This window comes from Actinomadura opuntiae (assembly GCF_030283205.1).
Lineage (GTDB): Bacteria > Actinomycetota > Actinomycetes > Streptosporangiales > Streptosporangiaceae > Spirillospora.
The window spans coordinates 130,333-150,226 of the sequence record NZ_JASNWF010000001.1 but is presented as its reverse complement, the minus strand read 5'-3'; the positions used below and the strand labels follow the sequence as shown (position 1 = coordinate 150,226).

Sequence of the window (19,894 nt, the reverse complement as noted above, 5' to 3'; positions counted from 1 at the left end):
CTCCTCGTCCGCGCCGGAGATCAGCAGGAAGTAGACGGTGTTGAGCAGTTGCCGGAACGTCAGGCCGAGCGCGCCGACGCGATGTCCGCCACCGGGATGGTGTCGTTGACCCAGTCCGGCATCTCCCGGCCCGGCGGCGGCGCCGGCAAGGACGTACGCGTCGAGGTAGGCGAAGTTGCCGGCCGCCCATCCGAGGAGGCGGACGGCTGCCGGGTAGGGCGGGCCGAAAGGATCTCCATCGTCCGCGCGACGACCGGCATCAGCTCCTCGGCCTCGGCGTCCTTCTCCGTCATGTCGGCGACGAACCGGTCCCAGTCCTTCGGGTGGATGCAGGCGCGCAGCATGTCGTAGATGCACACCAGCGCCTCCAGGTCGTCCTCATCGACCTTCTTGGAGACGTGCGCGAACCGCATGAGCGGCATCAGGCCGACCTTGTCCTTGATGCGATACCAGCCGCCCATGCACTCGACGCGGTCGGCGAGGGTGACGCCCTCGGCCATCGCCTGGACCTCGCGGGCGTCGCGCTCGGGGTCCTGGACGTCGGTGCCGGCGGGCTGCTCCGGCGCGTCCCCGGGCGGCACCGCGCCGGCGTCGGCGGTGCCCGGGGCGAGGCGGATGTGGGAGGGCGGAACGACGTTGCCCTGTAGCGGCTGCTCGCTCATGCCAGGTCCGCTCCGATCGTCCAGTGGTAGAAGGGCGGCTCGCCCTGCAGCCGCTCGCACCGGAACTCGGTCGGCAGCGTCGCGTTGTCGGCGCCCTTCTGACGGGCGACGGTGACGTTCCCCTGCTGGAACGCCTTGGGGATGACGAGCCGCTCGTTGAAGTAGTTGGACTCCCAGCCGAGCATCAACCGCGTCTCCTCGCCGATCTCCGGCGGGGTGTACTGGTTGAGCTGGTCGGTGCCCGTGCCCGTCGAGGTGATCGTGCCGCCGTTCATCGCGACCTTCATCAGGCTGCTGGTGATGCGGGCGATCTCGAAGTTCATGCCGATCTCGCGGCCCGTGGTCACGTACTGCAGCGTCTCCAGGTACTCGGCGACCTCGACGTTGTCGGTGTCGGGCTCGACGGAGAACTCGTGGCCCTCCTTGGTGATCCCGATCGGCTTCCACGCCTCTGGCCACGGGTCGGTGAACTTCCCGTTCGTGACGGTGTTGTCGGGCAGCACGCTCCCGAGCGGGGCGTAGAACAGGAACCCCGGGCCCAGAGTGAGGCCCGTGGTGGGGACGGTGATCCCGGGCATGACGGTCTTCCTTCCGGGCTGCTACAGCCCCTCCGGTGATGGGACGGTGTGAAACAGGGGCGCCGCGCTACGCGGCGCGGGCGCAGATCAGGCGGTGAGGTCCGCCGCCGCGGACAGGTAGAAGTCGGCGTCGACCACGTACACGAACTGCTCGCGGTTGGACTCGTGCTCGTCTGTGGCCAGCGGACCGGAGATGTCGGCGACGGTGTGGCAGATCGCGCCGGCGCCCATCGCCGTCGGGAACCCCTCCAGGGCCTCGAGTGCGGTCGCGTACGCGACGGCGGCGCGGGCGGACGTCTCGCGGGTCGTGCCGTGGAACATCGCCGACACCCGCGCGGCGTGGACGGGCCGCTCGGCGGACAGCGCGCGGGACCCGGCCACGACCTGCAGGTAGGCGTACGTGCCCTTGCCGGGCGACCGCAGGTATGTCAGGTGCGCGCCGAGCGGGATGGGGCGGCCGGGCCCGACCAGGTCCGCGCGGGCGTTCAGCCACTCCCGGACGGCGCCCTCGGCATCGACGGCCACGGGTCAGGCCCGGACCATCTCGACCAGCGCCGGGCGCAGGAACGGCCGCGGCCGGGTGCCCGGGTGCTGCACCTTCCGGCCGAACACCTGCCCCGTGCGCCTGTTGCGCAGCGGGTAGTTGCCGTGCGAGGCGATCTCGTGCGCGCGGGTGCCCAGCTCGAGCAGCAGCCCGATCGGGATGCCGTCCGGGGTCTTCGCGGTCGCGCGGACGTCGACGTACAGGCCGCGCCCGTCCCGGCCGAGGTCCCACCCGATGCTCGATCGGGTGTAGCCGGACCCGCGGCCGTTGGAGCCGGCCGGGGACACCGAGCACAGCCGCTTGGCGGCCTGCGCGCCGATCTCCCCGCGGCGCTGCAGGTCCCGCGCGACGGGCCCGTTCTCGCCGTTCAGGAGCTGGTCCAGCTCGCGGGCGTTCCAGCGCAGGACACCACCGACCGGCATCGGCTCATCGCTCCTTCGCCGCCGGGGGCGGCTGCTCGGGGACGGTGTTCTGCAGGCGCCACAGCACCGCCTGGACGTCGCCCAGCGCGATCTGGGAGTCCTCGCTCATCGCGTCGAGCGCGGCTTGGGTGAGGGTGGCGCAGAACCGGGACACGGCCGACACCAGGCCGAGCACCGGCTCGAGGTCACGGAGCTGGACCGTCACCTCCGGGACCAGGCCGTGCGCGGCGAGGTCCTCGGGACGAGGCGGCATCAGCTCGTGCCCCGGTCGGCGGTCTTCTTCGACGGCGCCTTGTCCGCCGGCGCGGTGAGCGGCTGCGGCGCGGCGGGCTCGGGCAGGCCGAGGACGGCCCGAGCCTCCGGGCTGTCGTACTCGGCGACCTGCTCGCCGACCCGGTACTCGTGTCGGCGCACGTTCACGGCGGGCACCCGGTCACCCGGGTTGTAGGCGCGGGAGCCCCGGTAGAAGATCGGCACGAGCGCGACGAAGTCGCCCGACTGGTCGGCCATCAGCGTGTTCCTTTCAAAGGTCAGAGGTAGTCGTCGCCCCACGGCACCGGGCGCGGGAATTCCCACGACGGCGTCCCGCCGTCCACGCCGGTGCCGGCGTCGTCGCAGGCGTCCACCAGCTCCTGGAGGGCGAGCTTGGCGCGGGCGTCGAGCCGGTCGTAGACCTCGCGTATGTCGCCGTCGCGTTCGGGCCACGCCAGCTCGATGTCGGCGGCCGCGCGCCATGCCGCCGCCTCCCGCGCCAGGGCGTAGAACCGGGGGTCGTCGGGGATCTGCGAGACGGCGGAGCGGACGGCGGTCACGGCGCCGTCCACCGTCGGCTGCACCATCTCGGCAGTCGGGACGGTGCGGTCGCTGAACGTCCCGGTCGGGGTGTCGTCGCCCGGGTCGGTGTAGTCCCGTGTGCGGGTGGGGATCTTCCCGCCCACGTCGGTCAGGGACGGCGCCCACGGTTCAGCCACCGTCGGGCACCGCCCTCGGCAGGGTGTCCAGCGCGGTGGCGATCCCGCGGAGAGCCTCCGCGACCTCGTGGGTCACCTCGTCGGCGCTGTCGCCGGCGCCGACCGCGGTGACGGGCGAGAGCCACTCGCCGTCCCCGATCCGGACCCGGACGTCCAGCTCGAACCGCGGCACGGCTACGGGACGATCTTCGCGGCGATCGACACGCCGACCACCTGCGAGCACGTGACCTTGGCGTAGCCGCGGTTCGCGCCGCCCTGGTCCCACCGCGCGTCCGAGGCGTCGAGGTAGACCTCCTGCTCGTCGGTGTCGGCGAGCGTCATCGTGAGGTCCTGGTCGCCGCCGTAGTTGCTGGGCGCCACCGAGTCGATGACCGCGCTGCAGGCGGTGCCGGTGGTCCGGACGCGGATGATGACGCCGCGGCCGGTGAGCGGGATGAGGTCCCCGCCCGCCGCGGTCGCGGGCTGCCACCCGGCGGCCTGCCCCGCCGCCGCGCCGCGGGTGTTGGAGCCCAGCGGGGTCAGGACGGTCCGGTCGAGTGTCGCCATGCTCTGCTCCTGTCGTGTCTGGCTGACCCGGCCCCAGGGGTTCCGGCGGGGTCCGGCGAGGCCGGGTCAGGTCACTCGCCGCGACTCTTGAGGGCCTGGATCAGCTCGGCCTTGTTCATGGCCTCGGCGTCGGAGCGGGCCATGCCGCGCTTCTCGGCGTAGTCGACCCAGGCTTCCTTGCTGGAGCCGGTGCCGGTTTCGGGCGGCGGCGCGGCGTCCTCGCTGCCGCTGCGCGGCTCGGGCTCGGACGCCGCGGTGTCCTCGCCGGTGGACTTGATCATTCCGGAGTCGAGCCAGAAGTCGATCTTGTCCTGCGGGACCGAGTCGGGCAGAAGCGCACCGGCGTACAGGGTGCCGAGCTGCCTGCCCTGCGGGGTCGCGAACGGCACGTGCACCAGGCACGGCGCGGTGACCACGTACTGCGTCATCGTCGGAGGTCCCTTCCTGTCAGGTGCCGGTGATCTTGAGAGCGGCGGCCGGCTCCTGGATGACCGGGACCGTGATGCGCCGCGCCCACATCTCGAAGGAGTCCCGCTTGGGCACTCGCTGGGTCTGCACCTGAACGGCCAGGTCCGAGACGGTGTAACCCGGGTCGACGTCGGTCTCGTCGGCCATACCGCCGAGCTGCACGCTGTCGAGGATCCACACGTCGTCGCTGGGCAGGTTGGAGCTCGACGTGGTGACGACCTTCAGATCGTCGATGACGTCGATCGTCCCGGTGTAGACGGGGTTGTCGGTCGCCTCCCGGCGCCGCAGCGCCGCGATCTTCTCGTCCGAGGCCAGCTCGGCGTACTTGGTCGAGGACATCAGGACCGTGTCCGGCGCGTAGCCCTGGTTCAGGTCGATGATCTCGGCCTTGCCGCGCTCGAGGTCCCGCATGATCGTCGCGGCGTCGGCGTCCCAGGCCGCACCGGCGGCGAGGGTGTTGGTGACGGCCGACCCGACCGCGCTCATCGTGATCGAGTCGATCCGGGAGATCACGGAGTTGATCAGCTTGCGGAGCTTGCGGTCCACGGCGTTGCCCATCGGGACCGTCCGCTTGATCTCGGCGTCCGTGATCAGGGTCGCCTGGCCCCAGTTCAGCACCGCGGCCAGCGCTGCGGCGCCTTCCGGGGTCGCGGCCATCGGGTACTCGCCGCCCGGGGCGACGGACTCGACGGGCCGGTCGGAGGTGATCGGCTCCGACACCTCGTACAGCACCGAGCCGCCCGAGCTGCGGAAACGCTGCGTCAGGATCTGGTCCGAGACAAACCGCAGGTCGGTGATGGTGCGGAGGCGGCGCTGCAGCAGCGTGGGCGACTGCAGCAGCCGGTGGATCGTCAGCAGGTCGCCCGACAGGGTCGGCGCCGCCGGCGGGAAGGTGGGCATGATTTTCCTTTCTCAACGCAAAAACCCCCAGCCCGGACCGGGTGGGGGCAGTCGCGTCGGAGGTCGTTAGGCGGCGACCCAGCGGACGCGGGCGGCGTTGGCGGCGGTGGTCAGCGCGATCCCGAGCACGGGGCCGGCACCGGCGGCTGCGACCGCGCCGGCCGCGGCGGCGCTGATGCCCGCTCCGGCGGCGATCGCGCCGGAGGCGATCGACTCGTGGACCATGCCGCGCGGCCACACCACGAGCCGCTGACCGTTCACGGCGGCGTGCGCGGCGACGCCGACGTACTTGGCGGAGTCGGCGCCCGCGGGGCCGATGGTGCCGTCGCCCGACACCTCCACGAGCTGTCCGGCGGAGATCGGGGCGGACGCGGTCAGCGTGACCGCGGTGGCGGGCTCGAAAACCGGAATGTAGTCGGTCATGGATCAGGCGCCCTTCGGGACGGGGACGGAGAACAGGCGGTCGATGTCGTCGTAACCGCCGTCGGGCTCGGTGCCGGGCTCGCCGGCGTCCTCGACCGGGACCAGGCCCTCGGCGAGGTCGGCGATCGCGGCGCGGGCGCCCTCCTCGTCGCGCTGCCAGTACGCCTCCCAGTGGGCGCGCCGGGCGGGCGGGAACTTGCCGGCCTTGATCGCGGCGTCGAGGGTGCGGTCGCGGTCCTGCCGGAGCTGCTCGGCGCGGGCCGCGACGCCCTGCTGCGCCTGCGCGCGCAGCTCGGCGAGGGTCGCCTCATCGATGGCGACGGTGCCCGGCGGCAGCGACGCCGCCGCGGTGCCGGTACCGGTACCGGGCTGCTCGCCCTCCGGGGTGTCGGCGCCGCCCTCGGGGGCGGCCGGGTGCGCGGCCGGTTCGGTCTCCGCCTCCTCCTCGGTACCGGCCGGGTTCGGGGCGGTCGGGGTGATGACGCCCTGGGTGGTGAGGGCGTCCCGCACCTCGTCGTCGCTGGCCTCGGGCTGGAGCCCCAGGGCCTCGCGCAGCTTCGCCGGGTCCATTCCGGCTCCTTCCTGTGATGGGGCCCCGGCCGCGGCCGGGGAGTTCTCGGGTGCGCGCGCCGGCGTTCGGCTGCCGGTCTGCTCGCGCGGGGAGTCCTGCGCGCGGCTGCGGCTGGCGGCGGCGTCCGCGGTGTCGTCGGTGCCGGCCAGCTCGACCAGCCGCTCCGGCGGGTCCTCGTTCAGGTCGTCGTTGTAGAGCCGCACCAGCTCCTCGGCGGCCGCCTGGCGCTGCTCGTCGGTGACGTTCTTCAGCGCGTAGATACCGGACGACGCCGAGCCCTCCACCGCGGCGCGGTTCAACGTGCCGTCGGGCTCGTACACCGGCAGCTTGCACTGGTTCTTGCTGGTCGGGTCGCCGTCGTGGGTGTGGATCAGGCACGCGGCGTGCCACTGCTCGACGGTGTAGTCCGCCTGCGTGAACTCCGACCAGGGCGCGTCCGACACCTTCGCCGCGGCGTTGACCGGCGCCGGGCGGGACTCCTGCCGGGAGGCGTACCGCAGCGCCGGCCGGACCGCGGCCGCGGCGTTCGCGGTGGCCGGCGCGTCCTCGTAGCGGACGACGACCGGGACCGGGTCGCCGAAGGTGACGGCGTCCTCCCCGTCGCCGGTGCCGACCACGACGGGGACTCGCTGCAGCTTCCCGGACGCGTCGTCCACGACGATGAGCTGCAGCTCGGGGTCGAGCTGTAGCTCCGTGATCCAGATGTCCCAGCTCTTGCCGTACTCGCTGTCGTAGAACGCTCTGCGGACGTCGTCGGTGGTGACGCCCGCGCGGACTTCGGCGGGGCGGGGATTGGGCACGGCGTCCTCCCGGGCGGCGTGAACGGCGACGGTGATCGGGGTACCGGGCGGCTCCCCGGACGCGGCAGCGACCGCGTCAGCCGCGGCGACGCCGTACAGCGCGGCGACGTCCTGCAGCGACTGCAAGGTGCCGATGCCGGGCGGGACCACGCCGAGGAGCGCGACGGCGGTGACCACGAACGGGTGGGTGTGCCCGAGCTGGCAGCGGAAGTCGTAATGGCCTTCGATGCTGCGGTCGGGGTAGGCGGAGGCGAGGACTTCGCCGGTCAGCCACGCGGGCATCCCCGCGTAGTCGCCGACGAGGGTGCGGCCGCCCTCGACCACGGCCATGTTGGCGATGTAGCCGATCGCGGGCTCACCGTCCCACCGCATCCCGTGCTCGTCGGGGTCGGGCTCGGTATGCCCGAGCTTCAGCACGGGGCGGCGGACGGCCGGGCAGTCCAGCGCCGCCACGGCGTTCGCGAGGTCGCCGCTGGTGAACGTCGCGGTGCCGGTCGAGATGTCCCACGTCCCGACGTGCATCAGCTCGACGTTCGGCACCGTGACGAGCGGCGGCGCGGCCGGGACGGTCACCTCTGTCACGAGTCCCCCCAAACGGCGATCAGGACACCCCGGCAGCGGAGCCGGCCGAGGCAGCCGGTGTAACCACCGGAGGCGTACGCGGCCTCGGCGGCGGTGCGGGACTTGAAGACGGTTCCGTCGATGTCCCGGCAGGGCTCGCAGGTGTTGCGGTCCAGGACCTCGGAGGCGACGATCTGCGCGTCGTCGGCGCCGGACAGGACCGCCCACCGGCCTCGCGCCTGCGCGGCCCACAGCGCTCCGCCGAGCTGCTCGCGCGGCCACGCATCGGTCAGGCCCTCCATGTGGGACCGCACCAGGTCGGCGATGGTGTCGCCGGACGCTGCGGGGGTGCGGACCCGGACGGCTTCTCGGCCGGCGGCGTCGGCGGTCGCCGACCCCATCAGCGCCGCGATCGTCTCGGCCTCCTGCTGTAGCTCGTCCTCGTCCAGCTCCGGGACGTCGAGCTCCACCCCTTGGGCGGCGGCCTCGGCGACGACCTGTTCCGCGCCGGCCTGCGCCATCGCGATCAGCGCGGGGACGAGGACCTCGGCGGCCGGGCCGGTGTCGACGGTCAGCGCGGCGAGCGCCGCGGTGTCGCCGTCCTCGATCGCCGCGGCGATCTGGTCGGTGAGCGCGGCGACCTGCGCGGTCTGCACGGCGGCCCACGCGGCGAGCAGGTCATCGAGCGCGGTGGTGTGCTCCTCGGCGAGCTGGTCGGGGTCCATCCCGGAGGCGGCTTCGAGCACGGTCAACTGCCGGTGCCCGGCCTCGTCGTCTCCGGCGGCGCGGATGCTGTCGCGGCGGGTCCTGCGCCGGCGCGGCCGCGCCCTGGCCGCGGCCGGCGCAGTCCCGGCCCCCTCGGAAACGGGGGAGGGGGCGGTCGGGGTGTCGGTCCCGGTCGGCTCGGCCGGGGGCGCGCCAGCGGGTTCGAGGAGCCGGTTGCCCTCGCCGTTCGGGAGCGGCGGCAGGCCGACCTGCGCGCGGCGCTCGTCGATGGTGAGGATGCCCTCCAGCCCGGCTTGCGCCAGCCCACCGAACGGGGTGCCGGGGTCGCGGTCGGGGAGACGGTAGGCGCTGCGGAGGTACGCCTCCAGCGCCGGGTCCGCGGTGATGACCCCGGCGTCCACGAGGCCCTTGAGCGCCTCGGCGGCGAGGTCCCGGCGGCGGCCGACGTCGGTGCACACGACCCGCGGCGCCGGCTCCTCGGTGCCCCAGTTCATATCCACCAGGTCCGTGACCGCGCCCTTCAGTCCCGGCTGCCCGGACGTCGCCGCGGCGGCGATCTCGTCCGCGACCGCCTGCAGCGACAGAAGGAACTGGTCGATGAACGACTCACCGAGCGCGTACGAGCCGGTGGCGGTCTGCCCGAGGTCCAGGAAGCCGGTCAGCGCCGCGGTGCTCATCTGCTGGTCCAGGTACTGGATGTAGGCCAGGGCGTCCGGCGCGGATCCCGTCATCCCGGTGAGCTGGAAGGTGTAGCCGTTCGGGAGACCGGCGCCCGCGGTGTCGCCAGCGCGCATCGCCGACGCGAGCCGCTGCGCCTCCTGGACCTGCGCCGGGGTGGCGCCGGGCGGCGCGGTGACGCTGGGGACGCCCATCCCGAACCGGCGGATCGACGTTGCGTGGACCCGCCACAGCTCGTGTTTCAGCAGCCAGGGCCCGTACGCGGCGCGGAGCAGCGACCGGCCTGTCCAGGTCGCGCCCTCCCGGTCGTGGGCGTACCACACCAACCTGTTCGCGGGGATGGTCGCGGTGACGCCGTACTCCTGCCGGACCGCGGCGAGCGTGCCGTCCTTGTTCAGGTCGATGGTGCCGATCGACCAGGGCATCCGTTCGCCGAGGTTGATCAGCCGGGCCTTGCCGTCGCGGATCTCGTAGCGGCGCTCGAACGGCATGAACCCGAACGTCAGGGACAGCAGCGCCAGCCGCAGGTGCTCGCCGAAGTCGACGCCGCGGCGCCGGGCCGGGCCGGGCTCGGTGTCGACGCCCAGGATCGGCAGGCCGAGGTCATCGGCGACCATCTGCACGACCTCGTCACGGCAGCCGCGCGGGTCCACCGCCCAGGTCGCGCGGCGGATGGGCAGCGAGTACGACCGCAGGATCGCCGACAGCTTCGGGTCGTGCCGCATCCGCGCGTACATCGGCACGGACGCCGGCCACGCCAGGTCCGGGACGAACTCGGTGGTGTCCACCCACTGCGAGCCGATCACGTCCCGCAGATCGATCGTGCCCAGGTCCCGGGTCGGTGGTGCCGCCACGTCCCACCCCCTGCGCGTCTAGATCGGTCGTGTGGCGCCCGCCGCCCGCCCGGTGATCGTTTAAACATGTCCGGCCACCCGAACGGCCGACAGGCGGCCGATCAGCCGCGCGCCGGGGGCGGTCAGTAGTTCAGGGACATGAAGTCGTCGCCCGCCGCCGCGGTGCCGGTCGCCGCTTCGTACGCCTGCGTGATCGGGCTGTCGTCCGGGCGGGCCTGCCCGAGCCGCTGCGCGCGGTCGTCGGCCTTCTCCTGCGGCAGCCAGTGCGCGGCCTGAACCCGCGCCGCGTAGGAGACGACGTCGACGTAGTCGTCGTGCGCGCTGTTGGGGAACGCCAGCAGCTCGTCCCGCACGTCCGCTCCGGTGTCACCAGCCGGGAGCCACAGCCGCGCGGTGGACGCCCGCGCGGTCGCCGGAAGCGCCCGGGTGATCTTGTCGGTGTCGGCCTGCAGCTCCGCGACCGGCACCCCGGCCCGGGTCGCGTCGATCACCATCGTCGTCCCGAACATGCGGGACTCCACGAACACGGTGTCGGCGGCCCACTGCTCGCGGAGCGGCCGGACCAGGTCCCAGTGCTGGGCCTCCTCGATCCGCGCCCGCTGCGCCTCCAGCAGGATGAGGTCGCCGTCCAGGCTGATCGCCCACGCCCCGACCGCGGTGTAGTCCGCCGAGGTCTTGGTGGACGCAGCGAGGTCGACGGTCAGGAACCGCCAGCAGTCGTCCAACATGACCGTGCGGCCCGCCAGGTCGAGACGGCGGCCGCCGGCCAGCCCGTGCCGGGTCGTGTCCGCGGGCATCGGCGTCCAGTACCGCAGGTGCGCGCGCTTGAACAGGCCACCGGCGGCGGGGGCGGGGCGCTGCTGGTAGAGCGCCGCCCACACGTACTCGCCGACCGAGGCGCGGATCGACGCCCAGTCCCGGGTACCGCGCGCGGAGATCATCGGCTCGCCGGGCTTGCGGCCGAGCGGGTCATCCTTGGACTCGGCGATCGCGGGGATGGACACCACGCGCCAGCGGCCCGGCTCGTTGGCCAGCAGCCGCCCGGCGAGGTCGTCCTCATGCCACCGGGTTTGGATCAGCACGCACTTGGAGCCGGGCCCCAGCCGCGGGATCGCGACCGCCTGCCAGAACCGCCACGCCCGTTCCCGGTAGGTCGCCGACTGCGCCTGCTCCAGGTCCTTGATCGGGTCATCGATCACCAGCAGGTCCACCGGCTTACCGGTGAGGGCGCCGGCGACGCCGACGCAGTACACCCCGCCGCGGTGCCCGCCGATCTGCCAGCGGCCGGCAGCGCGGGAATCAGCGCGTAGCCGGAGCCCGAGGTCGACCGTGCCGTCCTCGCCGTTGAACGTCTCGACGTCCAGCTTGATGTCGGAGCCCCAGCGGCGGGCCATCTCGTCGGCGTACGACACGATCGCGACACGCAAGCTCGGGTCCCGCTTGAGCACCCATTCAACGAACCGCTGGCTGGTCCTGACGGACTTGCCCTCCTGCGGCGGCATGAAGATCATCAGCCGGTCGCTGTCGCCGTCGGCGAGCGCGACCAGCTCCCGGTCGATGACGTCCAGCGCCGGGGTCTGCACGGTGGTCGGGTCGAGCGCCACGGCGAGCGCGCCGGGCGTCGCGAACTGCGCGGGCTGCGGGGGCGGGGCGGCGAACTGGCGGCGGATCGCGTCGGCGACCCCCACGACCGGGTTCAGGGTGGGGGCGAGGGCGGTCATGGCCGGCACGCGCTCACCCCCCTGGACGCTCGTGCTGCAGACGTTGCGGACGGTCGCCGCGGTACCGCTACGCGGCGCGTCGGGCAGGGCCGGAAAATGCGGAAGGCCCCGGGAGCGGACGCTCGACCAGGGCCTCAAGGATGCGGCGACACGTCGCCACGCTGGGATCAGTTTGTGGTACCCCTCTGACCTGCGTCAAGCTGCGGGCGTTTGCGGTGCGGCGTGTGAACGGTCGCCGGTGCGCGACCTTAGCGGTCACAGCCTCGACGGTCAGGCGAGACGGAACCCGGTATTCCACGGGTGTCGCAGGCTGTGGGTGGTTTCTAGGATCTCGCCATGCCGTCTTCCCGTTGGGCCTTTGCCGCTGTCGTCGCCGTGTCGGCTGTGCTGGTTTCCGGTTGCGATTCCGGCGGGGACTCGGACCGCCCAGCCGCCGGCGCCGCGACGTCTTCCCCGGCGCGCCCGGCCGCGAGCGCCTCAGGGGAGCCAGCCCCGACTTCTTCCGAGCCGTCCCCGGCCGCGTCGCCGTCAACGACCGCGCCTTCGACGCCTGCGCAGGACGGCGAGTGCCCGCGCAGTCAGATCCCGCTGCCGGACAACGCCACCATCAAGTCCGAGACGCACTCTGGCGTGGCCGGGGTGCCGTGCCTGCAGTACTCGGTCACCATGCGGATCGGTGACGCCCGCGCCGCGTGGGAGAACACCCAGGCGAAGGCGAAGGCTGCCGGGTACGAGGTCGAGGCCGACAAGGAGCCGGCCGCGTACGCCATCGAGGCGAAGCACAACGAAGCGTCGCCGTGGTCGGTGATCACGTACACCTTCGGGGAGGGCGAGGCGCAGATCCTCGCGGAATACCGCCACTCCTGACCGGTAGGGGAAGCTTGGCCTGCGTCAAGCCGTCTGGGACGGGCGTGGCGTGTTGAGATATGCGCGTCGCTCGGCGTTGCGGACCGCGCCGGCGGTGGTGTAGACGCGACGTGACCCCGGGACACGCAGCGGGACGAGGTACTTCTTGCGAATCCAGTCCCGGACAGTGGCCGGCGGGCGGCCGACCTCGGCGGCGGCCTCCGTGATGGTGAGGACGCGGGAGAACTCGTCGTCTCGATCAAGCAGAAGTGCGCCCATAGAACAAGGATAAGTGAGTGTCTCATGGCCAAGCCGACGTCCCAGCGGGCGTGATCAGCAGTTGTGTCCCGTCCGGGTGCCTTCGGCGAACTCCGCCAGCGACCCCGTCGTCCTCCCGTCCATAGCTCTCAGGATGCCCAACAGATACAACCAGGCCTGTAACCTGGGCGCCCGACGGAATGTGAGCGACCGCCTGCATGAAGAGCTAATCTAATTCATCAGCCCGTCCGGTCGATTTCTTCTATAGTTGGCGGCATAGCCACCGCAGACTGCCGGGTTCATGGCACGCGATCACAGCGCCGACCATCTCGCGTGCAAGCTTCAAAGGATTGAGCCTTCCAAGCGTGACTGGAGGGCTAGTCCTTTTCGCCGCGAACATTTCGATCGTTCTGAGGGATCTTCTTTCGGCGGCCAAAGGGCCATGTCCGTTGGATGGCCGCAACAACAAGGAAGAATAGAATCGCTCCTGTCGCGCTACCGGCCAATACACTCCAGTCCATAGACTCTCCTCCTCTGATTGTGGATTAGGTAGGTCTTGTGTGGCGGTAATGTTCTTGTTGTTATGCTAGGGATTGGCTTCTTATATGGTTCGTTCGGGCGGGCCGTGCGGCCCGCCCGAACGATCTTTGCGCCGATAATATGTTAACTCATGATCCCGCTTGCGACAGCGCCGGTGATGGCTCCGCAGGCGATGCCGCCCACAACCGCGCCTACTCCGGCGGTCTCAGGCGCCAGGATCGCGCCTACAGCCCAGCACTCCGATCCGGTGAGCCATCCGCTGGCCAGAGAGCCCCAGAAGCTGGACCAACTCCATTGGCCGGTGGGGTCGATGTAATTGGTGGGGTTGTCGCTGGCGTAGGCGTAGAGGTTGCCGTTTTGGGGATCGGCGAGTTTGGTGATGGTGTCTTGCTGGGTGAAGCCCCCCTGTCCGGGGGCGTAGTAGCGGTGGGAGAGGTAGAGGTTGCTGGTGGCGGGATCGGACAGGGCGCCGGTGTAACCGACGAGGTTGGTGTCGCCGGTGTTCTTGCCGGTCTGTTCGCCGTAAGGGGTATAGGCGTAGCCGGTCGCCTTCGTGCCAGCGAGGTTTACGGTGGCGACCACAGAGCCGAGGCCATCGGTGGCATAGGCGGTGTCGGTTCCGTTCACGTTGGCGGCCAAGGGTGCGCCGGAGTCGTCGCGTTCGATGTAGGTCGTGGCGGCGCCGTTGGTGTACGCGATGGGAGTGGTGGCGGTGCCGTAGACGATACTGGTGGTGCCGGTCTTGACGAGTTCGGTTTGGTCGGGGCCGGCGTAGGTGTAGGCGGTGGTGGTGTTGCCGACCTTTGTCCGGGTCAGTTGCTGGGCGGCGTTGTAGGTCATCTGGGTAACGGTCGGGGAGGAGGTCTGGTTGCCCGCGGCGTCGTAGCCGTACCCCGATGAGGTGATCTGATTCGCCGAATTGAACGTCAGCGTCTGGGTGGTGGTGCCGTCGACGCTCTGGCTGGTGCGATTGCCGTCGGAGTCGTAGCCGTAGCCATAGTCATGGCCGTTGACGCCGGTGGCCTTGGTAAGCCGGTTGCCCTTGTCGTAGGTGTAGACGCTGGTCTTGTTCGCGGCGTTGTCGGTGGACCACTGCCGCAGGCCAGTGTCGTCACCAGTGTCGGTGGAGCAGCCTTGGCCGTCGACGTGCTTGGCGTAGCAGTACGACAGGTCGGAGACCATCGGGTTGCTGATGGAGTTGCCGGTGGTCTTGACGCGCGTGACGCGATCGGACTTGTCGTAGCTGGTGACGGTGTGCATCGACCAGGCGGCGGGGCCGGTGGTGTAGTTGAAGTAGGTGTCCGTGCGGTTGCCGTCGTCGTCGTACTTGAAGATCCACTGCTTGCCGGTGGCGTCGGTCATCGAGGCCAGCAGGTTGCGGACCGAGTGCACGTAGTGGTCGGTGCCGCGCCCGTCCATCTGGTTGACCAGGTTCCCGGCCGCGTCGTACTGCCAGTCGATCTCCCCGCCGCCGGAGGTCGACTGCCGGGCTGCGACCAGGTTGCGGGCGGTGTAGCCGAAGGTGGTGGTGCCGGCGGCGTCGGCGCGGGTGAAGACGTTGCCGGCCTTGTCGTAGGTGTAGGTCACGGTCGGGGTGCCGTCGGAGTAGCCGATGGTTAGCACCCGGTCGTCATCGTCGTAGGTGTAGCTGGTCTTCTTCCCGTTGCCGTCGGTGACGATCGCGACACGGCCGTAGCCGTCGTAGGTGAAGGTCTTCTTCTTCAGGGTGTTGCCGGACGGCGGGGTGACCGAAGCGAGCTGGTGGTTGCCGTCGTAGCTGTAGGTGCTGGAGTTGCTACCGTTCTTGGGGTCGGTGGAGTCCTTGACGGTGCCGTCGTCGTTGTAGGACACCTTGGCCTCGGCGGCCTGTGCGTTCTTGGTCGAGGTCTGGTTGCCCGCGCCGTCGTAGGTGTAGGTGGAGGAGTTGCCCTGGGTGTCGCTCCCGGCCGAGGGCTGGTAGGCCGCGGTGGGGTTCTGGGAGGTGGGCGAGTTGCCGTAGGTCAGCGACGCCGACGCACCCGTCGGGGAAACCGACCTGGTCAGCGATTCGCCGTTGTTGGCGCCGAAGGTGTTGCTGGTCAGGCCCCCATTGGCGTTGGTGTAGGAGGCGATGTCGCTAAAGGGGGTGTAGGTCTTGGAGCGGGTGTTGCCGGCCGGGTCGACGGTCTTGGTGACCCGGTCGTTGGTGTTGATGGTGTAGGTGGTGTGCGGGACGTCGGCGACCGCCTTGCCCTGGTCGGTGTTGGGGTCGGCGACCTGGGACTGGGTGCTGGACGGGTAGGCCAGCCGGGTGATCTGGGCGGTGGAGTCGCCGCCCTGGGTGACGGCCAGGACCCGGTGGTTCGCGTCGTAGTCCAGGGAGGTGGTCTTGCCCTTGCCGTTGGTGACCGAGGACAGGTTGCCGGCGCCGTCGTAACCGAATGTGGTCACTTCACCAGCCGCTTGCTGGATCTGGCTCAGCCGGTGGCTGCTGGGGTCGTAGCTGTACACGACGATGCGCTGGCCGCCGTTGCCGTCATCTTCGGTGTAGCGGGTGATCTGGTCCCCGTCGTACATGCCGATCTTGATCTGGCGGCCGGTCGTCTCGCCCTTGGGCTTGTAGGTGATCGCCGAGACGTGGCTGCCGGTGTAGGTGAAGTCGGTGGTGTTGCCGTTGCGGTCCACCACCTTGGAGGGCAGTCCGGAGGAGTTGAAGTAGCTCTGCTGTCCCGAGCCGTGGTCCAGGTACTTCCAGCCGCCGCCGGACTGGCTGGTCAGGTCGCCCTTGAACTCCTTGGGCGTGCTGTAGCCCGACCCCGACGGGGTGAACACCCCCGAGACCCCGTCGGGCCCGGCGTAGGTGACGGAGTTGTCGCTGTTTTTGTACAGCCGCACGTCCTCACCCAGCCGAGTCCGCCAGCCGGGCGAGATAACGCCGGTGGGGACGTCGGCGGCGTGCAGCAGGCTGTTGTAGACCGCGCCGACGGTGACGTTCCCGCCGATCCCCGGCAGCGACATGTCGGTCGACCGGACCATCGCGTTCCCGGATCCGACGTTCACCTTCAACTGTAGGTAGTCGGCCAGGTTGAACGACAGGAACGTGCCGTTGCGGACCGGGCCGATCCCCACCGGCACCGACGCCGCCGCCGCGATCGTCGGCGAGGTGGTGGTCTTGGCGGCGGCGTAGGTGGGGATCTTCGTGCGAGCGGGCTCACCGACGGTGCTCGGGGACACCAGGCGCACCGGGCCGCGCTTGGACGGCCCGAGCTTGGGCTTGCTGGTGTGCGGCGAGCCGATCTCCGGGTACAGGTGCTGGAACTGGAATGATGCGGTCTTGGGGCGTGGCTTGGCGTCAGCGGCGCCGGGGACTGCTACCAGACCGGTAGCGGCCAGGACCGAAGCTGCGACGCACGCCACGATGCGGCGTGACACCGAACATGCTCCTTTTGCTGTGGGATGTTGGCATGCTGAATACAGCTCGTAGCGCTCCGCGTGCATAAGTCGGCGGAGGCCCCTCCTGCAGAGGCAGTCAGGGCATGCGAGCAGAACTCGGGATGATTGGTTGGCGTGGCCACCGCATTTCACGGTGCGACGCGAAACCGAGGGGGAGTGGTTTTCGTGGGCAGTAACTGCCCTATCAGGGTGGGTGGACGACGGGAACGCAATCGTCGCACGCTCTCACCCCGGCGCCGTCGGGCGTGACGCCTACCTGGGTGCGCGGGAGCGGGAACCGCTTGCCGCACACGACGCAGGCGTGGCCAAAGCGCTGAGGGGCAGTCAGGGGAGCAGGGTCGAAGGTCACCATGCTGGACGCATGGATGTGTCGGGTCAAGTGACCGCGTCCAAAGGTGCGGCGATCATTTTCCTTGACTCCTGTCCTGCGGGGTGGGAGCGGTTGGTGCTTGTCGTTTGGCAAAGTCTTTGTCAGGAGGGATCATGCACTGTTGGACAATGCAAGTAAAGACCATTTCGAGTGATTCTCGATCACTAAGAGTAAGTCTCGGCTGGGTTTGGCTGGTCGCGGGCAGGGTTAGCCGCACGTAAACGCTGCTGATCGGGACAGGATCGCTACGTCCTGAAGATCTTGGGTGCCGAGGCATGCTGATGGTGGCTCACGTCCGAGAGGATCCGGACATCGCGCGACCGCCGCTCCGTCGCATCACGGGCCGGGGCGGGTGTGGGGCACGGCCCGCGTAGCCGGCCGCGTGCGTGACAGGGGCGCGCGCGGCCGGCGGTGTTCAGGAGGTGCGGGCGGCGCGGCTTTCGCTCACCACCGACGTGTCCGCGGCGCCGAGGACCTGCTCGAGGTACTCCTCTTCAGACAGGTATCGGCCGCACTTGCCGTTGCGGCACTTGGTGATCCCGTCCTCCAGGTACAGCACGTTGACCCACCCGCAGCGCGGGCACCGGCCCGGCCGGGACCGCACGACCGGGTCCGTCTTGGACATGCGCTGCAGCTTGACCTGCCACGCGATGACGCCCTGCCCGAACCGGGTCGAGCCGGGGTTGGCGAGGATGTGGTCCGACTGTTCGAGCAGGTACTCCAGGGTCCGCTGGCGGGCGTCCCCGCCGCGGGACCGGTTCGGGCGCTGCGGGTGGCCGGCGTGCTCGCGCCACAGCCGCTCCACGTCGGCGAGCAGCCCGTAAAGCTTGTCCAGCTCGTCGGTGACCGGGGAGGGGCTCGGCGCGGACGCGCGGCGGGTCGAGGTGTGCTCACCCGACCCGGCGCCGCGGTGCCCGTCCGCCCATGCCTCCAATCGGGCGGCGAGGTCACCGATGTCTACGAGCGCGGCGCGGATCCGGCGGACGCAGGACGCGCACCACACCGGCTCCCCGAGGGTGCACGCGACGGTGGGCTCCTCGGGCGGGTCGGGTAGCCGGGTCGGCGCGCCCGGGTCGTCGGGGTCGGCGGGGAGCGTGATCGCGAACAGGGCGTCGTAGACGTCCGGGCCGGGGTCCTCACCCTCGGGGACGGTCGCCAGGATCGCAGCGGCGTCCTCAGACGCTTTCGCGCACTGCCGCCGCCATGCGGCGTGCGTGTCCTCGTGCTCGGTCCAGGCGCGGCGGTACCGGCTGTTGCACGCGCCGGGGCATTCGCCCGTGATCTCGGGTCGTCCCATCAGTTCCCCCGTTTCTGTTCGGCTGGTGCCGAGGTCACGTGTCGAGCCAGCGGAAGACCGGCTCCTCGCCGCCGGTGAGGTGGCCCTCGCGCAGAGTGTGGCCGTCCTGCCCGACGAGCCGCCACGCGCCGGGCGCCAGGTCGCTGGCCGGGATGCCGGTGAGCAGTTCGGCCGGTGACAGCGGGAGCAGCGGGGCGGGCGTGGCCGGGGCTGCGGCCGCGAGCTGCTCGGCGACGCCGGGCCCGACCTCCAGGGCGCGGACCGGCGGCGGCGCCGGCAGACGGCGGGCGAAGTCGGCGAGGCCGTCGGGGGTCAGGCCCGAGACGCGCGTGGGCTGCTGGTGGTCGGTCATGATGCGGGCCTGCACTCTCGCTCGTCGTCGTCCAGGGCCCGGCCCTGGATCAGGTAGGACAGGCCGTCGACCCGGGCGACCTGGGCGCCCTCGGTCCAGTGCCCGACCGTCGGCGGCTCGGGCTCGCCGGGCTGCAGCGCGAAGGCGATCTCCGTACCGGTGTAGTCGTGGAGGACGTGAGCGCAGGGGGCGCACTGTTGGCGGAGGCCACCGAACTGCGGCGGCCCGGCGACGTGAACGGTCGCGGTGAGGGTCACCGGTTCACCTCGCCGCGGTGGTCGGCGTCGATAGGCAGCTCGACCACCACCGACCCCAGCTCCTTCGCCTGCGCCTCCGCGCGCTCGGGGTCGTCCACGAACGCGCCGCGGATCCCGGCGACCGGGTCGATCACCAGCTGCACGGACGGGACGTCCGGGTCGTCCATGTCGAAGGCGTAGACGGAGGTGTGCAGGACCGGCCACCGGTCGCTGATCGCGGCGAGCAGCGCCAGGTGGACGTCCTGGGGGTCGCGGTCGGTGGCGAGGATCAGGTTGATCGACACGCGCCGGGTCGTTTCCTGTTCACTCAGGTCGCTCAACGCTGCCCTCCAGGGTCGGGGTGTCGTCCGGCTGGTCGCCGGCGGTGATCGCGGCCAGTTCCGCCTCCACGACCTGGGGGACCATGGCGCGCTGTTGCTCGTCCAGGCCGAGGCGTTCGACGATGCGGCGGAGCGCGCCGACGTAGACCGCGCCGACCTGTTCGAACACCCGTTGCTGCTGGGAGGCGATGTCGAGCGCGACGGTCTTCTCCGCCCATTTGGCCGCGTAGTCCAAGGCGACGCGGAGACCTTCGAGGGACGCGGGGGACGCCTGCCCGTCCTGGACCTGTTTGCGGGTCGCGGTCAGCAGGACGTCGGCGGTGTGGACGCAGTCGAGGAGGACCTCGGCGGGGTGCCGGCGGGGCGCGTTCTTCACCTCGTCGTCGGCGAGGACCTCCAGGAGTGATTCGACGCCGGCGGCGCCGAGGCCGCCGCGGTCGCTGTCGAGGCCGAGGTAGCGGGCGCGGCGTTCCTGGATGCGTAGGACGCGGTCGATGGCCTGTTGGTCGCCGCGGCGGGCGTCGGGCCATAGGCCGAGGAGCATCGCGTCGAGGCGTTCGAGCTCGAGGGCCAGGACGTCGCGGGCGGGCTCGGCGGTGATCTCGCGTAGGGCGGTGACGACGGCGCGCTGTGCGGTGCCGCGGTTGGAGAAGCCGACCTGTTGCGCGATCTGGTCGTAGGTGGCGCCGGCCTTGCGGAGTTCGAGGGCGCGGGCGCGTTTCTGGGCGGCTTCGACGCGGCGGGCGGAGGCGGCGTCTTCGCCGCGGCCGTGGCCGGTGCGGTGCGGCATTCTCCTC

Annotated in this window: 23 protein-coding genes; 1 reads left to right on the top strand and 22 read right to left on the bottom strand. The window is 71.0% G+C overall.

What is annotated here, in order from left to right:
- Positions 1-59: 59 nt before the first annotated feature.
- The 15 genes from QP089_RS00945 to QP089_RS00875 form a co-directional block, all read right to left on the bottom strand.
- Positions 60-662: a hypothetical protein gene (locus QP089_RS00945; protein ID WP_285909187.1), complete on the bottom strand. Its 603-nt coding sequence runs from the start codon at positions 660-662 to the stop codon at positions 60-62.
- Positions 659-1,240 (bottom strand): phage tail tube protein, encoded by a 582-nt coding sequence (locus QP089_RS00940; RefSeq protein WP_285909186.1) that lies wholly within the window; start codon positions 1,238-1,240, stop codon positions 659-661. The genes QP089_RS00945 and QP089_RS00940 overlap by 4 nt, the downstream gene beginning before the upstream one ends.
- A gap of 87 nt (positions 1,241-1,327) precedes the next feature.
- Positions 1,328-1,765, bottom strand: coding sequence for a hypothetical protein (locus QP089_RS00935; RefSeq protein WP_285909185.1), 438 nt, complete (start codon positions 1,763-1,765; stop codon positions 1,328-1,330).
- Positions 1,766-1,768: 3 nt separating this feature from the next.
- Positions 1,769-2,206 (bottom strand): hypothetical protein, encoded by a 438-nt coding sequence (locus QP089_RS00930; protein ID WP_285909184.1) that lies wholly within the window; start codon positions 2,204-2,206, stop codon positions 1,769-1,771.
- A 4-nt stretch (positions 2,207-2,210) separates the two neighbouring features.
- Entirely contained in the window at positions 2,211-2,459 is a 249-nt protein-coding gene (locus QP089_RS00925; RefSeq protein ID WP_285909183.1) for a hypothetical protein, read from the bottom strand.
- Positions 2,459-2,716, bottom strand: a complete 258-nt coding sequence (locus QP089_RS00920) for a hypothetical protein (RefSeq protein WP_285909182.1) — start codon at positions 2,714-2,716, stop codon at positions 2,459-2,461. The genes QP089_RS00925 and QP089_RS00920 overlap by 1 nt, the downstream gene beginning before the upstream one ends.
- Positions 2,717-2,736: 20 nt before the next feature.
- Positions 2,737-3,177: a hypothetical protein gene (locus QP089_RS00915; protein WP_285909181.1), complete on the bottom strand. Its 441-nt coding sequence runs from the start codon at positions 3,175-3,177 to the stop codon at positions 2,737-2,739.
- Positions 3,170-3,349 carry a hypothetical protein gene (locus QP089_RS00910; RefSeq protein ID WP_285909180.1) on the bottom strand — a complete coding sequence of 60 codons (180 nt, stop codon included), beginning with the start codon at positions 3,347-3,349 and terminating at the stop codon, positions 3,170-3,172. Before QP089_RS00910 ends, QP089_RS00915 begins: the two co-directional genes overlap by 8 nt.
- A gap of 2 nt (positions 3,350-3,351) precedes the next feature.
- The gene (locus QP089_RS00905; protein ID WP_285909179.1) at positions 3,352-3,723 is read right to left on the bottom strand and encodes a hypothetical protein; all 372 of its coding nucleotides are present in this window, start codon (positions 3,721-3,723) and stop codon (positions 3,352-3,354) included.
- A 71-nt stretch (positions 3,724-3,794) separates the two neighbouring features.
- Positions 3,795-4,151 carry a hypothetical protein gene (locus QP089_RS00900; RefSeq protein ID WP_285909178.1) on the bottom strand — a complete coding sequence of 119 codons (357 nt, stop codon included), beginning with the start codon at positions 4,149-4,151 and terminating at the stop codon, positions 3,795-3,797.
- 19 nt (positions 4,152-4,170) lie between these two features.
- Positions 4,171-5,091: a phage major capsid protein gene (locus QP089_RS00895; RefSeq protein ID WP_285909177.1), complete on the bottom strand. Its 921-nt coding sequence runs from the start codon at positions 5,089-5,091 to the stop codon at positions 4,171-4,173.
- A 66-nt stretch (positions 5,092-5,157) separates the two neighbouring features.
- Complete coding sequence (locus tag QP089_RS00890; protein ID WP_285909176.1) at positions 5,158-5,514, bottom strand: capsid cement protein; 357 nt, start codon at positions 5,512-5,514, stop codon at positions 5,158-5,160.
- Positions 5,515-5,517: 3 nt separating this feature from the next.
- Positions 5,518-7,467 (bottom strand): hypothetical protein, encoded by a 1,950-nt coding sequence (locus QP089_RS00885; RefSeq protein WP_285909175.1) that lies wholly within the window; start codon positions 7,465-7,467, stop codon positions 5,518-5,520.
- A complete protein-coding gene (locus QP089_RS00880; RefSeq protein WP_285909174.1) occupies positions 7,464-9,704 on the bottom strand; it encodes a phage portal protein family protein in 2,241 nt (746 codons plus the stop codon). The genes QP089_RS00885 and QP089_RS00880 overlap by 4 nt, the downstream gene beginning before the upstream one ends.
- A gap of 122 nt (positions 9,705-9,826) precedes the next feature.
- Entirely contained in the window at positions 9,827-11,425 is a 1,599-nt protein-coding gene (locus QP089_RS00875; RefSeq protein ID WP_285909698.1) for a phage terminase large subunit family protein, read from the bottom strand.
- A 336-nt stretch (positions 11,426-11,761) separates the two neighbouring features.
- Here QP089_RS00875 and QP089_RS00870 point away from each other — a divergent pair, with 336 nt between their 5' ends.
- Entirely contained in the window at positions 11,762-12,292 is a 531-nt protein-coding gene (locus QP089_RS00870) for a hypothetical protein (protein ID WP_285909173.1), read from the top strand.
- 24 nt (positions 12,293-12,316) lie between these two features.
- Here QP089_RS00870 and QP089_RS00865 read toward each other — a convergent pair whose 3' ends face one another.
- The 7 genes from QP089_RS00865 to QP089_RS00835 form a co-directional block, all read right to left on the bottom strand.
- Positions 12,317-12,550 carry a helix-turn-helix domain-containing protein gene (locus tag QP089_RS00865; protein ID WP_285909172.1) on the bottom strand — a complete coding sequence of 78 codons (234 nt, stop codon included), beginning with the start codon at positions 12,548-12,550 and terminating at the stop codon, positions 12,317-12,319.
- Positions 12,551-13,192: 642 nt separating this feature from the next.
- Positions 13,193-16,480 carry an RHS repeat domain-containing protein gene (locus QP089_RS00860; RefSeq protein WP_285909171.1) on the bottom strand — a complete coding sequence of 1,096 codons (3,288 nt, stop codon included), beginning with the start codon at positions 16,478-16,480 and terminating at the stop codon, positions 13,193-13,195.
- 806 nt (positions 16,481-17,286) lie between these two features.
- Positions 17,287-18,168 (bottom strand): hypothetical protein, encoded by an 882-nt coding sequence (locus tag QP089_RS00855; protein ID WP_285909170.1) that lies wholly within the window; start codon positions 18,166-18,168, stop codon positions 17,287-17,289.
- A gap of 34 nt (positions 18,169-18,202) precedes the next feature.
- A complete protein-coding gene (locus QP089_RS00850) occupies positions 18,203-18,535 on the bottom strand; it encodes a hypothetical protein (protein ID WP_285909169.1) in 333 nt (110 codons plus the stop codon).
- Complete coding sequence (locus tag QP089_RS00845; RefSeq protein WP_285909168.1) at positions 18,517-18,777, bottom strand: hypothetical protein; 261 nt, start codon at positions 18,775-18,777, stop codon at positions 18,517-18,519. The genes QP089_RS00850 and QP089_RS00845 overlap by 19 nt, the downstream gene beginning before the upstream one ends.
- The gene (locus tag QP089_RS00840; RefSeq protein ID WP_285909167.1) at positions 18,774-19,097 is read right to left on the bottom strand and encodes a hypothetical protein; all 324 of its coding nucleotides are present in this window, start codon (positions 19,095-19,097) and stop codon (positions 18,774-18,776) included. The genes QP089_RS00845 and QP089_RS00840 overlap by 4 nt, the downstream gene beginning before the upstream one ends.
- On the bottom strand, positions 19,081-19,887 hold the full coding sequence (locus QP089_RS00835; RefSeq protein ID WP_285909166.1) for a hypothetical protein: 807 nt from the start codon (positions 19,885-19,887) through the stop codon (positions 19,081-19,083). Before QP089_RS00835 ends, QP089_RS00840 begins: the two co-directional genes overlap by 17 nt.
- Positions 19,888-19,894 lie beyond the last annotated feature (7 nt).

What these genes read in the sequence shown, in the direction of transcription:
- QP089_RS00925 (WP_285909183.1), bottom strand. Translation starts at nt 2,459, where the DNA reads ATGCCGCCTCGTCCCGAGGACCTCGCCGCGCACGGCCTGGTCCCGGAG.
- QP089_RS00890 (WP_285909176.1), bottom strand. Translation starts at nt 5,514, where the DNA reads ATGACCGACTACATTCCGGTTTTCGAGCCCGCCACCGCGGTCACGCTG.
- QP089_RS00940 (WP_285909186.1), bottom strand. Translation starts at nt 1,240, where the DNA reads ATGCCCGGGATCACCGTCCCCACCACGGGCCTCACTCTGGGCCCGGGG.
- QP089_RS00905 (WP_285909179.1), bottom strand. Translation starts at nt 3,723, where the DNA reads ATGGCGACACTCGACCGGACCGTCCTGACCCCGCTGGGCTCCAACACC.
- QP089_RS00855 (WP_285909170.1), bottom strand. Translation starts at nt 18,168, where the DNA reads ATGGGACGACCCGAGATCACGGGCGAATGCCCCGGCGCGTGCAACAGC.
- QP089_RS00870 (WP_285909173.1), top strand. Translation starts at nt 11,762, where the DNA reads ATGCCGTCTTCCCGTTGGGCCTTTGCCGCTGTCGTCGCCGTGTCGGCT.
- QP089_RS00900 (WP_285909178.1), bottom strand. Translation starts at nt 4,151, where the DNA reads ATGACGCAGTACGTGGTCACCGCGCCGTGCCTGGTGCACGTGCCGTTC.
- QP089_RS00930 (WP_285909184.1), bottom strand. Translation starts at nt 2,206, where the DNA reads ATGCCGGTCGGTGGTGTCCTGCGCTGGAACGCCCGCGAGCTGGACCAG.
- QP089_RS00945 (WP_285909187.1), bottom strand. Translation starts at nt 662, where the DNA reads ATGAGCGAGCAGCCGCTACAGGGCAACGTCGTTCCGCCCTCCCACATC.
- QP089_RS00865 (WP_285909172.1), bottom strand. Translation starts at nt 12,550, where the DNA reads ATGGGCGCACTTCTGCTTGATCGAGACGACGAGTTCTCCCGCGTCCTC.
- QP089_RS00920 (WP_285909182.1), bottom strand. Translation starts at nt 2,716, where the DNA reads ATGGCCGACCAGTCGGGCGACTTCGTCGCGCTCGTGCCGATCTTCTAC.
- QP089_RS00875 (WP_285909698.1), bottom strand. Translation starts at nt 11,425, where the DNA reads ATGACCGCCCTCGCCCCCACCCTGAACCCGGTCGTGGGGGTCGCCGAC.
- QP089_RS00895 (WP_285909177.1), bottom strand. Translation starts at nt 5,091, where the DNA reads ATGCCCACCTTCCCGCCGGCGGCGCCGACCCTGTCGGGCGACCTGCTG.
- QP089_RS00835 (WP_285909166.1), bottom strand. Translation starts at nt 19,887, where the DNA reads ATGCCGCACCGCACCGGCCACGGCCGCGGCGAAGACGCCGCCTCCGCC.